Raw genomic sequence first — 15,169 nt, 5'->3', positions numbered from 1 at the left:
AAGCCCGGCGAAGCCGGGCCAATCAGATCGAGACACAAGGAGAATCCCGCCCACCCCGCACCGGGCGGTCACGCCGCGCTACACGACGTTCTTTTCGACGATCGGCCGGTTTTCGAGCACACGCTCCCAGCCGAGCGACGACAGGTCGAGCGATTCATACCGCCCGCCCAGGATCAGTTCGCTCACGCCACGCCCCGTCGCGGGCCCTTGCTGCAGCCCGTGTCCGCTATACCCGTTCGCGAACACGACGTTGTCGAGTTCGGGGTGATATCCGATGATCGCGTTGTGATCGAACACGTTGTACTCGTAGTACCCGGACCAGCAGTTCTCCACGCGCAGCGCTTCGAACTCCGGCACACGATTCGCGAGCGTCGGCCAGATCACCTCGTCGAACAGGTCGTGATCGACCTCGTCGAGCGGCAGGTCGTCGGGATCGCGATCCGGGCTCGGCGACGTCCCGCAGATGTACGTGCGCCCTTCCGGCCGGAAATACACGCCCGTCGGATCGATCAGCAGCGGGCAATCGGTCAGCTTCGCCGGCGACGACACGTTGAAGATGCTGCGACGTCGCGCATACACGGGAATGTCGATGCCCATCATCGACGACAGCGTGCGCGTCCATGCGCCGGCCGCATTGACGAGCGTGTCGCATGCGTGGCGCTCGCCGTCGTTCGTCACCACGTGCGTGACCTTGCGACCGTCGCGAACGACGCCGGTCACATCGGCCGGCACATACCGCGCGCCCAGTGCCTGCGCCTTCTTGCGCAGCGCCTGCACGAGCCCGTAACCGTCGAACCACCCTTCGCCGCTCACGCCATAAGCGCCCGACACGAGATCGTCGACGTTCAGCCAGGGAAACTTCGCGCGCAGCGCATCGCGATCCATCAGCCGGATATCGGCGCCGAGCTTCGTCTGCAGCGCGTGGTTCTCGCGCAGCGTCGCATCGCCCGCCGGCGTCGCGAGAAACAGGTAGCCGCCTTCGTGCAGATCGATCGACGGCCGCGTGCCGTCGACCTCGAGCCGTTCGCCGATCGTGCGCAGGAAGTCGATCCCGAACAGCGACATCTCGATCGACAGCGGCGTCGAGAACTGCTGGCGAATCGACGCGGCCGACAGCGCCGACGACGACTTCGCATAGGTGGGATCGCGTTCGATGACGGTCACGGACACCGTCGGATCGGTAGCGCGCAGGAAATAGGCGATCGAGCTGCCGATCACACCACCGCCGACGATGACGACTTGAGAACTCACGACTGACTCCAGTTACACGTATGAGGCGCGGCCGGCCGCGCCCGAAGGTTGTTCGTGCCGCGTCGCGCGCGGCGCCGTGCGAGCGGATCACCCGGCGAATCGCCCCGACGTGCGCCGCGACCGCATCCGATCGCTTCGGCTATTTCAGCACGTCCTGCATCGCCGCGAAAGTCCGCGCGCGTTCGGGTATTCAGTCCGCCGTTTGCGTGGTGACGGGCTGCCACGCGGCGTTCTTCACTTCATACAGCGTCGAGCTCGGATTCTTCAGGTCGCCCGTGCTCGTGAACGCGATCGTGCCGGTGATGCCGTCGTAGCGCGTGCCCTTCAGCGCGCCGTTGAAATCGGCCGGCTTCGTCGAGTTCGCCTTCTGCATCGCGTTGATCGCGATCCACGTCGCGTCGTACGCGAACGGCGCATATGCGAGCATGTCGACGCCGTACTTCTGCTTGAATTTCGTTTCGAACTGCTTGCCTTTCGCGAGACGCGCGAGCGGCTGCCCGTATTCCCATACGGCCGCGCCTTCGGCCGCGTTGCCGGCGAGCTTGATGAAGTTCGCATTCATCACGCCGCCGCCAGCCAGGAACTGCGCGCGGATGCCGAGCTGACGCATGCGCTTGACCAGCATCGCGGACTGCGCGTCGAGGCCGCCGAAGAACACCAGGTCGGCGTTCGTGCTCTTGATCTTGGTGAGCTGCGCGCTGAAGTCGACGGCCTTGTCGTTCGTGAATTCGCGCGCGACGATCGTGCCGCCGTTCGCCTTCGCGGCCTTTTCGAATTCGTCGGCTTCGCCCTGGCCGAACGCTGTGCGGTCGTCGATGATCGCGATGCGCTTCGCCTTGGTCACGCTCGCCGCATACGCACCGGCATTGCCGGCGTTCTGCGCGTCGGTCGCGATCACGCGATAGACGGTGCCGAGGCCGGCGCGCGTGATGTCGGGATTGGTCGCCGACGGCGTGATCATCGGAATGCCGGCCTTCGCGTAGAGCTTCGACGCGGGCAGCGTCGTGCCGGAATTGAAGTGGCCGATCACGACGGCCACCTGCGCGTCGGTCAGTTGCTGCGCGGCCTGCACGCCGATGCGCGGATCGCTCTGGTCGTCCTGCGACGCGACGACGAACTTCACCGGCTTGCCGCCGATCGTCGTGTGCGCGGCGTTCGCCTCGTCGACGGCCATGCGCACGCCGTTCTCGATGTCCTTGCCGTATGCGGCGCCGCCGCCGGTCAGCGGCACGGCCACGCCGACCTTGACGACCGTCTCCTGCGCGTGGGCCGCGCCGGTCTGGAACGCGAGGATCGCGGCGGTCAGTGCAACGCCGGAAAGCGAACGAATGCGGAACGTCATCGGCCAATCCTTCTTCTGTGGGTCGGGATGCGACGCGCGATCGTCGCGCGCCGGCGACCTCCCGCGTGCCGGTGATTTTTCCGTCGCCGGCGTGCCGCCGATGGCGCGTCACGTGCCGGTCGATCACCGCGGTTCCGTCTCCGGGAAACCTGTCGGCGCGAAAGAGGTGAACCGATTGTGGGTAGCCAATACGCGTGCAGCAAACGAAATATCGGAACTATGTTGTGAGGAATTGTCATCAAGTGACGACGCTACCGACGGCACGCGGCCCGCGCGACGGCGGGCCGGGAAGAGGAAATGTCAGCGGGATGCGCGCATGCCGCGTTGCGTCGGGCCTGCGCCGGGTAATGCAGATGGAGCATCACCGCCGTATCGGGCCGCGGCAACGCACCGCACATTGCGCGATTCGGTCGACGGCGCCGGCCTGCTCAATGCCTGTCGGTGCCCGTCTGCTTGCGCACCGCATCGGCCGCCTCGCCGGCCTTCTCCTGAATCTTGCCTGCCTGCTGCTCCGCCACGCCTTCCGCTTCCGTCTTGCGGTCGCCCGTCACCTTGCCGAGCGCTTCCTTGACCGAACCCTTCACCTGTTTGAGTTTGCCTTCGATGCGATTCCTGTCCATGGTCGTCTCCTGCGATGAGTTGGGGAGAGAGCCGACGGCGCGGCAGCCTGCGCCGCACCGCCGAGTGGACAGGATCGCAGCCGCGCGCCGTGCGCGGCAGATGCGGATGCACCAGCCTGCATGGTGCATTCGCACCGATGGCCCGACGCCCGGCGTCAGTCCTTGTCGTTCGCGCCGCCCTTGTCGGCGCCCTTTTCGCCTCGCGCGCCGTTCGCGTCGGATGCGCCGACGATCCCGCGCTCGCGCGCCCACACGATCGCCTCGCCGCGGCTATGCACGTCGAGCTTCGCGTAGATCGTCGCGACGTGATTGCGGACCGTGTTCGGCGCGAGCCCGAGGCGCGCGGCGATCTCCTTGTCGGCGAGGCCGTGACACAGCAGGTCGAACACGTCGCGCTCGCGCGCGGTGAGGTCCGACAGCTGCGCGCCCGCGTCCGGCGCATTCGCGCGGCGCACGTTCGCCAGTTTTTCGATCAACGTGCGGCTGAACCACGACGCGTCCTGCATCGCGGTCTCGATCGCATAGACGAGTTCCATCTCGGTGCGCTTGCGATCGCTGATGTCGAGCAGCGCGATCAGCAGGCAATCCTGCCCGTGAATCGCGACCGGTTCGGCCGACACGACGCAATCGCGCACGTCGCCGTCGCGCGTGCGGATCTGCACGTCCGCGTTGCGCACGTTGCCGTCGCGCGCGAGCTGGCCGTCGATGCACTGCCGGGCGCCGCGTTCGGCCCACAGCCCGATCTCGTCCGCGGACTTACCGAGCAGATCGTCGCGCGCATGGCCGGCCATCGCGACGAAGGCATCGTTCACGTCGAGCAGCTCGAAGCGGTCGGCCGTGACGATCGCGGTCGCGACCGGCGCCATCCGGAACGCCTTCGCGAAACGCTCTTCGCTCTGCCGCAGCGCAAGCTCGGCCTGCTTGCGCGGCTCGAGATCCATGAACGTGAACAGCATGCACGCTTCGCCGTTCATGTCGATCGGCTGCCCGGCAACCACCACCGCTTTCGTGCCGCCGTCCGCACGCTTGAGCACGGCTTCCATCTGCGGGATCGTCGCGCCCTCGCCCAGCCGCTCGATCGCGAGTTCGCGCCGCTCGGCGTGTTCGAGCACGTCGAGTTCGTAGACGGAGCGGCCGAGCACGTCGTCGCGCGCATGGCCCGTCATCTCGAGGAAGCCTTGATTGACCTTCACGTAGCGCAGGTCGTCGAGCCGGCAGATCACGGCCGGCGCCGGGTTCGCGTTGAACGTGCGCTCGAAGCGGTCCTCGGCGCTCGCCCATTCGGTCGCATCGTGCAGCACGAGCGCAAGGCAGTCGGGCTCGCCGGCCGCGTTCGTCAGCACGAGGCTGCGGATGCGGTGAACCCAGCTCACGTTCTCGTCGGCGGCCGATTCGACTTCGACGGTCACGTCGCTGAATTCCTCGCCCGCGATCACGCGATCCATCGGATAGTGGCCGTCGCGCACCGGATGGTTGTTCCGGTAGCGCAGCCGGAAGCGCTCGCGATACTCGGTGACGTCCGCGCCGAGCGCGTCGAGCTCGGTGACGCCGTGCATCGCGAGCGCGGCCTCGTTCGCCCACACGATGCGCTGGTCGGGTTCGATGAGGATCACGCCCTCGGTGAGCCCCGCGATGATCTGGTGCAGCTGGCGCCGGTCGGTATGCGACTTGAGCGCCTGTTCGTTGACTCGTTCGTCCATGGGTCGGTGGTCCACGTGGTCGACAGGGTTGCCGGGTCGGTCGCGTCCGCGCCGGCGCGTGCACGCGATGATCGCGTGCGCGCCGATGCCAGCGACAGGCGCGGATGCACCCTGCGCAATAGTACATTCGCATGCCGCGCCGCCTGCGTGCGCCATCCCGCCGAGCCGCGCGCGGCGCGGGTGGCGCGCCGGCCTCCCGCATCGCGCGCATCACGACGCACTTGCACGACGCACTTCCCGTTCCCGCTCCTTCGTTCCGTCCCCGTGCAAACGCACTAGCCGATCCGGTGAATTTGCGCGATGTCCGCGTGCATTCGCGCCGGTACGCTGGTACTGCATCGGCGCCCACGCGCCGCCCTTTCATACCGCAGAGGAGGATCACCTGATGAAGCTCCATCAGACACCCGATCCGACGCGCCCCGAGCCGGCCCCGGACAATCCGCCCGAACCGTCGCCCGGCACCGATCCGCCGGTGCCGCTGCCGCCCGACGTGCCGCGCCCCGACATGCCGCCGCGCGAGCCCGGCTACGACACGCCGATCGCGCGGTAACGCGCGGCGCGCCTGCGCAGATTCCCCATCCACCACGCCAATCGAAGGAGCACATCCATGAACAAGACCTCGAACCTGTCGGCGCTGCTCGCCGTCAGCGCGGCGTTCCTGCTTTGCGCCGCTCCGCTCACGAACGCACAGGCGGCGTCGTCGACCGACGACGGCATGAAGAGCGAATCGAACCAGCCCGTCACCGATACATGGATCACGACCAAGGTGAAGAGCGAACTCGCGACCACGGATGGCGTGAAAAGCGTCCACGTCGGCGTGAAGACGGTCGACGGCGTCGTCACGCTGACGGGCGTGCTGCCGTCGAGGGTCGCGGTGAAGAAGGCCGTCGCCGTGACGCGCTCGATCAAGGGCGTGAAGCACGTCGACGCATCCGGCCTGAAGGCGAAGGCCTGAGCTGTCGCGCGGCCGAGCGTCGCGCTTTTCTCCCCTTACTCCAGGAGCACACCATGAACGAAGACAAGATCAAGGGTCAATGGAAGCAGCTGACCGGCAAGCTGAAGGCCAAGTGGGGCAAGCTGACCGACGACGATCTCGCGGTCGCCGAAGGCAATCGCGAGTATCTGACCGGCCGGATCCAGGAACGTTACGGGATCGCGCGCGACGAGGCCGAGAAGCAGTTGAAGGAATTCGATCGCGAGCTTTGACGCGCCGGTCGTCTCACCCCGCCGCGATGCGTCCTGCGTCGCGGCCACGCGGAGGACCACGACATGGGCAAATATCTGATCGCATGGCTGCTCGGCGTACCGCTCGGCGTGCTGGTGCTGTTCTATCTGGTCACGCACCTGTTCTGACGATCGCGGCGCCCATCCAATGCAAACGGGCCGGCGGCTGTCATCAGCCGCCGGCCCGTTCGTCTGCATGCGTCGTCGCGCTTACTTCGCCGCGTTCGCCGTCATCTTGAAGATGCCTTGCGCGTTGCCCGCGTCGAAACGCAGGTCCGTCACCCAGCGGCGCGCCGCCTGGTCGAACGTGCGGCGGCGCGTGATGAATTCGTAGAACGAGCCCGGCACGTTGCGCTTCACGGTCCCGCCGTCGCGCGTGCGGAATTCGCGCTCGACGATGTCCGCGCGATACGCAGTCTGGAACACGCGGCCCGAACGCGAGCGCTCGACTTCCGGCTTCATCGGCCGGCCCTTCGCCTTCTCGTCGTCGGACAGCTTGAACACGTCGGTCACGCGATCGGTCGCGTGGTTGAACGCGTTGCCCTCGGTCGCGATCCACGCCATCTCGGCCGATTCGAGCAGCAGCGTCTCGTAATCGAGTTCGCTCGGCAGGTCGTGCTGGCGCGCGAACGCGCCGACGATCTCCGGCAGCAGCGCATGCGCGGCGTCGAGCGGCAGCCAGCCTTCGCGCTCGATCTCCCACAGCAACGCGACGGCCGCCGGCGACAGCGGATCGCGCGACGAGCTCACGACGTTCGTCACGGCCTGCTGGAATTCCCGGGAGAAGCGCTCCGGATGCAGTTCGCTGACGAAGAACTGCGCGATCTCGTCCGGCGCGTCCTCATGCGCATATGCGCGGCCGGTCATGCCGAGCTTGTCGAGCGGATAACGGCCGTTCAGGCGGAAGCCGAGCGGACGCAGGATGCGCGTGAACGCGGCTTCGCCCGGCGGCAGCGCGCCCGTGTGCGGCCAGCGCACCGTGCGCAGCGCGCCGTGGTCGAAGTAGACCGAGCCGCCGTTTTCGATCGCGTCGGCCGTGTATGCGCGGCCGTTCGCCGAACGTTCGAGCAGCCCTTCGAACAGCGCCATGTTCATCGCCTGCGCGATTTCCGCGCGCGTGACGACGTCGGTTTCCCATTCGTCGAGGATGGCCGGCATGTTCAGGGTCGCGAACAGGGCGTCGGTCTTCGCCTGTCCCAGCAGCTTCGTCAGCAGGCTCTCGATATTCGGATTGCGCATCAGGATTCTCGTGTTCGGGGGACCGCCGGCAAGCGTGCCGGCAACTCGAATGGCCGGCCGCCCAGCGGGCGCCTGGCCTTGCGTGGGATGCATTATTCAAAGGGTTGCAGCGGGGCGTAAAGCGAGATTAAATTGACACGTGATGAGTTTTTGGAATTATCGGCCGTCTCCGCATTCGTCCTCCGGCCCGCCGCGGGCGGGTCCGTTCGTCAGACAAAACGAGCATCATGCGCAAATTCAAGATCCCCAACATGGGTGCGCTCGTGGCTTTCGAAGCCGCGGCGCGCCACGAGAGCTTCACGCACGCGGCCAAGGAGCTGTTCCTGACCGAAAGCGCGGTATCGCGGCAGATCGCGACACTCGAGGCGAGCCTCGGCGTGCGGCTGTTCGCGCGCGTGAAGCAGCGCGTCGTGCTGACGCGCGCCGGCAAGCTGTACGGCACGCAGGTGCGGCGCGCGCTGGAGGCGCTCGATCGCGACACGCTGTCGATCATCGCGCACGGCAGCGGCGGCGGCTATCTGGAGCTCGCAGTGCTGCCGACCTTCGCGTCGCACTGGCTGATCCCGCGCATCAAGAGTTTCTACGACCGCACGCCGGACGTGCGCGTGAACATGGGCAGCCGCACCGACCTGTTCTCGTTCGAGGACACGCACTTCGAGGCCGCGATCCACTACGGCAAGCCGACCTGGCCCGGCACGTCGTCCGACTACCTGTTCGGCGAGGAAGTCGTGCCGATCTGCTCGCCGGCGCTGCTCGACGGGCCGGTCGAGCGCGTGGAGGATCTGCTCGCGTATCCGCTGCTGCACTCGACGACGCGTCCCGGCGCTTGGGCGCAGTGGTTCGAGACGCATGGCGTCGAGGACATCCGCACGATGCAGGGCGTGCGCTACGAGTTGCACACGATGCTGATCAGCGCGGCCGCGGCCGGCCTCGGGATCGCGCTGGTGCCGAAGTTCTTCGTCGAGGAGCAGTTGCAGCAGCTCGGCCTCGTCGTGCCGTGCGACGCGGCGACGGTCGGCGATTCGGCGTACTACCTCGTGTATCCGACGGAGTTCAGTCACAGCAAGCCGCTGGAATCGTTCCGTGCGTGGTTGCTGGAGCAGGCGAGCGCGTATGCGGCGCCGGGGCGGGAGGGGGAGGATGACGGCGACGCGGAGGATGACGAGGACGTCGAATAACGGCGCTTCCGGCTATTTACGGTACGGCGCGGCGGCATTGCATGCGTGCCGCACCGGCACACCGGCCGCGACGACCCTCGCCAGCCGCGCACCGTCAGGCGTTTCCAGCCCCGGGCACGCCGTGTTCAGATCGCGGATCACGAGCGTCGCGCCCCCGTCGAAGACGGCATATCCCGTCTGGCCGGGGGGCGGGCCATCACGACGATGACCCGCATTGTCGCGCATCACATGCGTGACGTGCGTCACATGTGCCACTTCACCGTGGCGGTCAGCGTACGCGGATCGCCGGGCATGTTGTACAGGTCCGCGTTGCCGTGCGCGGCGATGAAGTAGCGGCGATTGAACAGATTGTCGAGCGTGAGCGTCACGTCGACCTTCTTGCTGCGATAGCCGGCCCCCAGGTTGAATACGGTAAACGACGGCAGCGTGACCAGATCGCTCGCCGACGTATAGCGCGCCGACTGGAACTGCATGCCGGCCGCCGCATAGAAGCCGTACGGCAGCTCGCGCTTGAGCCACAGGTTCGCGCTGTGGCGGGGCATCAGCCCCGGCGTGTTGCTCGACACCGTGAGGCCGGCCGCCGTCGATTGCGGGGAGCCGTCGACCGTGCCGTTCATATACGCGTAACCCGCATACACCGACCACTTCGGCGCGATCTCGCCGGTGAAGCCGAGCTCCATCCCGCGCACGTGCTGCGTGCCGATCGGCAGCGCATAGCCCGGGTTCGCCGGGTCGCCGATCTGCTGATTGGTCTGGCGCATGTCGAACAGCGCAACGCTGGCCGTCGCCTTGCCGCCAAGGTCGAAGCGCGAGCCGACTTCATACGCGGTGGTCTTCTGCGGTGCGAGCGCGGCGCCGTTCGCGAACGCGCCGGAACTGATCAGCGTATCGGCCAGCGGCGAGAACGACTGGCTGAACGAGCCGTACAACGTCAGCCATTCGAGCGGTTCATAGATCAGGCCGACGCGCGGGCTCCACGCGTGATCGGTCCGGTCGAGATTGACGTTCGACGACGTGTAGTCATGCCGGATCTGGCTCAGGTAGTCGAAGCGCAGCCCCGCGAGCACCTTCCAGTGTTCGGTCAGCGAGATCAGGTCCTGCGCGTAGACGCCCGTGAGCCCGACCACGGTCGACGCGTTCGTCTTCGCCCGCGCGCCGGTCGGCACGCCGGGCAGGACCACCTGCTGCGGATTGAAGAGATCGTAGGTCGCGACCTTCGTCACGCTGTAGACCGTGTCGAATTTCTGCTGCTGCGAGAGTTCGAGCCCGTACAGCAGCTCGTGGCGCATGCCGAACAGCGATGTCTTCTGCGTGAGCTCGAACAGCCCGTCGATGCCGTGGTCGGTGCGCTGGCGCGTCGACTGGTCGAGCGTGACGACCGGATGCGCGGACGTCCTGATCGGCTCGAACGTCACGTAGTTCTTGCGTTCGAGCGAGAAGTCGTACGCACGGATCGCGCCGTGAAACGACAACGAATCGCTGATGCGACGATCGAGCGACACCGTCGCGCTCTTCGCGGAGATGTCGTTGTATGAGCTGTTCCCCCCATCGGCCGAACCGAAATACGTGTTGATCGGCACATCGACGGGCCGGCCGCGATACGCTGGCAGCCCCTGGTCCGACGTACGGCGATCGTGCAGATAGTCGAATTCGACGTTCAGCACCGTGTCGCTGTCGAGCTTGAACTGCGCGGACGGCGCGATCGCCTGCCGGTTGAGCTGAAACTGGTCGCGGAAGCTGTTCGAGTTTTCGGCCGCGCCGGTAAGGCGAAAGCGTGCGGCGTCGTTCGCATTCCAGCCGAGGTCGAACTCGCCGCGCCGCTCGCCGCGCGTGCCGAGCGTCACGCCCACGTCGTTCACCGGGTTCGCCTGCGGCCGCTTCAGCACGCGGTTCACGATACCGCCCGCCGAGCCGCGCCCGTACAGCACGGCGGCCGGCCCCTTCAGCACCTCGACGCGATCGACGTTCGACAGGTCGCGGTAGTACAGCGCATCGTCGCGAATGCCGTCGACGTACTGGTCCGTAATGCTGTTGAAGCCGCGGATCGTGATCTGGTCGCGCTGGCCGTCGCCCACCGAGAAGCCGACGCCCGGCACGTTGCGCAGCGCATCCTGCATCGACGTGGCGTTCTGGTCCTCGATCACCGCGTGCGGGACGACGTTCACCGTCTGCGGCACGTCCATCAGCGACATGTCGGTCTTGGTCGCGGCGCGCGAGCGGCCACCGTCGTACGACGCGTGCTCGGCGGCCGCGTTGACGGAGATCGCGGGCAGGGTCGCGGCGGCATCGCTCGCCTGGGCAAACGAAGTGCGGGCGCCAGCCAGCGCCGTGGCGATCAGAAGCGCATGACGGGCGCTCTTGTTGAGTTTCATCGTGAACGTAGAGGTGTGGAATAAAAACGGCAAACGGAACGTGTCCGGCCAGCGCGCGACTCGCGTGGCGCATCGACCGACGAAGCCCTTTCCGTCAGGAAGACGACGCGCGCGGAGGACCGCCCCGTCGTGCCTGCCGGGCGGCACGACCGGCACGAAAAAAGCCGTAACGTGTCATCACGGCTCGTAATGGGGCGAAATAATAAACGAGAATGATTCGTGTTTTTAGTTAATTTTCGGCGTGTCGCCTGCCCGCAACGCGAGCGCGCATTCGCGCCGCGCATTCCTGACGAATGCCTTTCGGTTTTGCGCTATCGAGCCGCCTGGCTCGCGTAAAAGAAAGGATCCAATCGGCCGCCGTATGCGGCTGCCGCAATGGAAAAGGCGGATGCGGGGGAAACTGCGACGGGGAACGCTGAAGAGGATTGCGAAGGATTTGGGTAAGGCAGGCGGGACGCATTCAAAGTCCGGTGCGCGCCGAGCCGGGCAACCCCGACCCGGCGCTCCGGGCAGCCGACCTCGCTTCGGCAGCGCGGCGGACCTTCTCTCTTTTCTTCACTGCGTATGTTTTCTCTCAGGTTCCGGGGCAATTTTTTCTTCGCCGCGTCGGGCCATTATCCGCCCAATCCGGCCGAAGTGAAACGTTTGCGCACGCTCTACGCCGCTTATACCCGCCATCCGGACACATTCCTTCAAATCTCTTACGCGTCGTGCGATCGCATTCGGCAAATCTTGCAATCGGTTCGGCGTTCCTTTTAAATGGAACTGGTTCCATTCCGCGTTTCGGCCACGCCGTCGCGTGACGCCACGTGACGCCGCTTCGTCCGCGCGTCATGATGCCGATTCAGGATCGAGGATCGTTCAGCTCAGGATTCCGCATCGCCCGCCCTTCCCGGACACCCGTCAAACGAGACCGTCATGCCCGATTCCGCCTCCCTGCAGCAGCTGTTTCCCGCCTATCAAGACATCCCCGCCGAGTTTCGGCTCGCCGCGCCGATCCACCAGCGCGTGTCGCTGGTCGACGGCGAGTTGCGCCCGTGGGACGGCGCGACCAAGACCGTGCTGTCGCCCGTGTGCGTGCGCCAGCCGGACGGCAGCGTCGCGCAGATGGAGATCGGCAGCTATCCGGTGATGGGCGAGACGGAAAGCGATGCGGCGCTCGACGCCGCGGTGCGCGCGTACGACTCGGGCCGCGGCGAGTGGCCGACGATGAAGGTCGAGCAGCGCATCGCGTGCATGCAGGACTTCATCAAGCGGATGGTCGCGCAGCGCGAGCTGGTCGTGAACCTGATCATGTGGGAGATCGGCAAGAGCCTCGCCGATTCGCAGAAAGAGTTCGACCGCACCGTCACGTACATGACGCAGACGATCGACGCGCTGAAGGAGCTCGACAACGCGAACTCGCGCTTCGTGATCGCGGAAGGCACGATCGGCCAGATCCGCCGCACGCCGCTCGGCGTCGTGCTGTGCATGGGGCCGTACAACTATCCGCTGAACGAGACCTTCGCGACGCTGATCCCCGCGCTGCTGATGGGCAACACCGTGGTGTTCAAGCCGCCGCAGTACGGCACGCTGCTGTTCGAGCCGCTGCTCGAGGCGTTCCGCGACGCGTTCCCGAAAGGCGTGATCAACACGATCTACGCGCCGGGCGCGGTGGTCGTGCCGCACATGCTCGCGTCGGGCAAGATCAACGTGCTCGCGCTGATCGGCTCGAGCAAGGTCGCCGATCACCTGAAGAAGCAGCATCCGAAGTCGCACCGCCTGCGCGCGATCCTCGGCCTCGATGCGAAGAACGCGGCGATCGTGCTGCCCGACGCCGATCTCGATCTCACCGTGAAGGAGTGCCTGCTCGGCGCGCTGTCGTTCAACGGCCAGCGCTGTACCGCGCTGAAGATGCTGCTCGTGCATCGCTCGATCGTCGACGAATTCCTGAAGCGCTTCACCGCCGCGCTCGAACAGCTGAAGATCGGCATGCCGTGGGAGAAAGGCGTCAGCATCACGCCGCTGCCGGGCATGCATCGCACCGCGTACATGACCGACGCGATCGACGACGCGAAGGCCAGGGGCGCGCAGGTCATCAACCACTCGGGCGGCGAATTCAGCAGGACGCTGTTCTACCCGGCCGTCGTGTATCCGGTGTCCGAAGGGATGAAGCTGTATCGCGAGGAACAGTTCGGCCCGATCATTCCGGTCGCGCCGTTCGACGACGTGGAAACCGCGCTCGACTACGTGACGACGTCGGAGCACGGCCAGCAGGTCAGCATCTTCGGTTCCGATCCGGCGCAGATCGGCGCGCTCGTCGATCCGCTCGTGAACCAGGTGTGCCGCGTGAACATCAACTGCCAATGCCAGCGCGGGCCGGACGTGTTCCCGTTCGCGGGGCGCAAGGATTCTGCGGAAGGCACGCTGTCGGTGACCGACGCGCTGCGCGCGTTCTCGATCCGCTCGATGGTCGCGGCGAAGCAGACCGACGGCAGCAAGCAGCTGCTCGATTCGATCGTGTCGGATCACTACTCGAAGTTCGTCAACACGGGCTTCATTTTCTGAAGCGCCGAAGCCGATCCACCGCGTGTTCGCGCGGCGGATCGTTCGTCTGGTTGCACGCGTGCGGGCTGTCCGCTCACACGTTTCACACGATTCAAACGTTCGACGCCAGCAACCGGATCCCCGCCACGCCGAACACCACGGCGAGACACGCTTCCATCGCGCGGCGGCCGCGCACGTACAGCCGGCGTGCGCCGTCCGTCGAGAACACCAGCGCATAGCCGCCGAACACCAGGCATCCGATCGCGATGCAGCCCGGCACGACCGCGCCATGCGACGCGCCCGCGCCGTTCGACGACAACGCGACGATCGACACCCACACCAGGATCGCTTTCGGATTCGTCAGATGCAGCATCGCGCCGCGCACGTAGAAGCGCGACAGCTTCCGGTCTGCCGTCGCCTTCGGCGTGGCGGCCGCCTTGGCCGACCACGCGGTGCGGCCCGACTTGAACGCGAGCCACAGCAGGTACACGCCGCCGAACAGCTTGATCGCGACCAGCAGCTGCGACCATGCGAGCAGCGCGGCCGACACGCCCAGCGCGGCCACCGTCGCCCAGAACATCGAGCCCGAGATGACGCCGAGCGCGAACGCGAGCGCCGCCTTGCGGCCGTGGTTCGCGGCGACCGACATGATCGCGAGATTGCTCGGGCCGGGGCTGGCCGTACCGACGAAATAGGCCGTGTAGGCCAGCAGCAGATTGGTCGAGAATAAGGCGTGGACGCTCATGTCGAACCTCGCGGAGATGATGCGGTGATTGTTCGCAAACACGGCGCGGCTGCCCATGGACAGTTCTCCGGTTATTCGCTGGGCCAGTTGGGCGGCGCGCGTGACACAGGTTGCGCACGCATCCGGCATGCGGCGAACGAGACGTCTCGGATATGAAACATCCGGCGCATGCGTCGCGAGCGTTCGTCGTGCAGCGGGTGACGCCGCGGCTCGCCGCGCGAGACCGTCCCGACCTCGGGCCGACGCCCGGAGCGGCACCGGCACACGCGCGACACGACGTTCCCCCGATTCGTCGACGAAACACACGGCCCGTTTCAGCCCGGCGTTACGTTACATCGATGAAGCATTTCATTCGTCCGGCCCCTGCCGCACTGCCCCTCGCGATCGCGCACGGCGTATGGACGACCTTCTCGATTTTTCGTGAAAGCCAGTATCGGCGGGACGCGATGACCGCTGCCGCACCCCGCGTCAACATTGCTCAACACTTCGATCGCGGGGCTGGTACGGAACCTGCATTCCCATCGGATGACAATCGCGCCGCCGCTCGGCGCGGACATGAACCCGGATCGGGGCCTCCATCGGACACGCCCGAACGATCCACGCAAGTGATGAGGCTCTTCATGGATGCGCTGCCCAACTCATCCGATACGTCGTTCCAGATCTTTCTCGCGAAACTGCTCGAACAGCCGCAGCCCGAATGGACGGAAAAACAGCAGATGGAACTCGAGATGGCACGCACGCTGTCGACCCAGATGGTCAACTACGCGGAAGGCATGCGCGGCGGCAACGCGGATCTCGCGCGCTGCCTCGTGCTGTTGCGCTACGCGAAGGTCCTCGACTTCATGCTGACGTCGCTCGCCGCGCACCGCGACATTCATCCGCAGACGCTGCGCACGCTGTTCCGGCTCGCGAACCTGAAGGTCGACGATGCGTATCCGGTGTGAGCGGGCGTCGGGCAGCCCGACGCCGCGC

14 protein-coding genes are annotated in these 15,169 nt (G+C 66.3%); 6 read left to right on the top strand and 8 right to left on the bottom strand.

The annotated features are described in order from the left end of the window. Positions 1-78: 78 nt before the first annotated feature. The 4 genes from ACV22V_RS01410 to ACV22V_RS01395 all read right to left on the bottom strand — a co-directional run bounded on the left by ACV22V_RS01410 (position 79) and on the right by ACV22V_RS01395 (position 4,913). The gene (locus ACV22V_RS01410) at positions 79-1,251 is read right to left on the bottom strand and encodes an NAD(P)/FAD-dependent oxidoreductase (RefSeq protein ID WP_448012779.1); all 1,173 of its coding nucleotides are present in this window, start codon (positions 1,249-1,251) and stop codon (positions 79-81) included. Positions 1,252-1,441: 190 nt separating this feature from the next. After that, complete coding sequence (locus tag ACV22V_RS01405) at positions 1,442-2,593, bottom strand: branched-chain amino acid ABC transporter substrate-binding protein (RefSeq protein WP_059532266.1); 1,152 nt, start codon at positions 2,591-2,593, stop codon at positions 1,442-1,444. A 428-nt stretch (positions 2,594-3,021) separates the two neighbouring features. Then, positions 3,022-3,213 (bottom strand): CsbD family protein, encoded by a 192-nt coding sequence (locus tag ACV22V_RS01400; protein WP_448012778.1) that lies wholly within the window; start codon positions 3,211-3,213, stop codon positions 3,022-3,024. Between the two features lie 155 nt (positions 3,214-3,368). Next, positions 3,369-4,913 (bottom strand): PAS domain S-box protein, encoded by a 1,545-nt coding sequence (locus ACV22V_RS01395; protein WP_448012777.1) that lies wholly within the window; start codon positions 4,911-4,913, stop codon positions 3,369-3,371. 385 nt (positions 4,914-5,298) lie between these two features. On the opposite strand from ACV22V_RS01395, the gene ACV22V_RS01390 reads away from it, so the two are divergent. From ACV22V_RS01390 to ACV22V_RS01380, 3 genes are read left to right on the top strand one after another with little or no spacing between them, the layout of a single operon-like run. Beyond that, positions 5,299-5,463 carry a hypothetical protein gene (locus ACV22V_RS01390; protein WP_167357956.1) on the top strand — a complete coding sequence of 55 codons (165 nt, stop codon included), beginning with the start codon at positions 5,299-5,301 and terminating at the stop codon, positions 5,461-5,463. A 57-nt stretch (positions 5,464-5,520) separates the two neighbouring features. Then, the gene (locus ACV22V_RS01385; protein ID WP_448012776.1) at positions 5,521-5,868 is read left to right on the top strand and encodes a BON domain-containing protein; all 348 of its coding nucleotides are present in this window, start codon (positions 5,521-5,523) and stop codon (positions 5,866-5,868) included. Between the two features lie 53 nt (positions 5,869-5,921). Continuing rightward, entirely contained in the window at positions 5,922-6,119 is a 198-nt protein-coding gene (locus ACV22V_RS01380) for a CsbD family protein (RefSeq protein ID WP_059532275.1), read from the top strand. Between the two features lie 228 nt (positions 6,120-6,347). On the opposite strand, the gene ACV22V_RS01375 is transcribed toward ACV22V_RS01380, so the two are convergent. Then, complete coding sequence (locus ACV22V_RS01375; RefSeq protein WP_059690385.1) at positions 6,348-7,376, bottom strand: DUF1338 domain-containing protein; 1,029 nt, start codon at positions 7,374-7,376, stop codon at positions 6,348-6,350. Positions 7,377-7,603: 227 nt separating this feature from the next. Here ACV22V_RS01375 and ACV22V_RS01370 point away from each other — a divergent pair, with 227 nt between their 5' ends. Beyond that, the gene (locus ACV22V_RS01370) at positions 7,604-8,554 is read left to right on the top strand and encodes a LysR family transcriptional regulator (protein WP_448012775.1); all 951 of its coding nucleotides are present in this window, start codon (positions 7,604-7,606) and stop codon (positions 8,552-8,554) included. Between the two features lie 12 nt (positions 8,555-8,566). On the opposite strand, the gene ACV22V_RS01365 is transcribed toward ACV22V_RS01370, so the two are convergent. Together ACV22V_RS01365 and ACV22V_RS01360 are read right to left on the bottom strand one after the other, a co-directional pair. Then, positions 8,567-8,800: a hypothetical protein gene (locus ACV22V_RS01365; RefSeq protein ID WP_448012774.1), complete on the bottom strand. Its 234-nt coding sequence runs from the start codon at positions 8,798-8,800 to the stop codon at positions 8,567-8,569. Next, complete coding sequence (locus tag ACV22V_RS01360; protein ID WP_448012773.1) at positions 8,797-10,926, bottom strand: TonB-dependent receptor; 2,130 nt, start codon at positions 10,924-10,926, stop codon at positions 8,797-8,799. Before ACV22V_RS01360 ends, ACV22V_RS01365 begins: the two co-directional genes overlap by 4 nt. Positions 10,927-11,844: 918 nt before the next feature. On the opposite strand from ACV22V_RS01360, the gene ACV22V_RS01355 reads away from it, so the two are divergent. After that, positions 11,845-13,473 carry an NADP-dependent glyceraldehyde-3-phosphate dehydrogenase gene (locus ACV22V_RS01355; RefSeq protein WP_448012772.1) on the top strand — a complete coding sequence of 543 codons (1,629 nt, stop codon included), beginning with the start codon at positions 11,845-11,847 and terminating at the stop codon, positions 13,471-13,473. A 91-nt stretch (positions 13,474-13,564) separates the two neighbouring features. Here the strand turns inward: ACV22V_RS01355 and ACV22V_RS01350 are convergent, their stop codons facing one another. Then, positions 13,565-14,197 carry a LysE family translocator gene (locus ACV22V_RS01350; protein ID WP_448012771.1) on the bottom strand — a complete coding sequence of 211 codons (633 nt, stop codon included), beginning with the start codon at positions 14,195-14,197 and terminating at the stop codon, positions 13,565-13,567. A gap of 620 nt (positions 14,198-14,817) precedes the next feature. Between ACV22V_RS01350 and ACV22V_RS01345 the strand changes: the two genes are divergently transcribed. Next, complete coding sequence (locus ACV22V_RS01345; RefSeq protein ID WP_059466123.1) at positions 14,818-15,141, top strand: hypothetical protein; 324 nt, start codon at positions 14,818-14,820, stop codon at positions 15,139-15,141. Positions 15,142-15,169: the final 28 nt, after the last annotated feature.

Source organism: Burkholderia sp. AW33-5 (assembly GCF_053427615.1).
The sequence above is the reverse complement of the archived record's forward strand: the minus strand, read 5'-3'. Positions and strand labels throughout refer to the sequence as shown.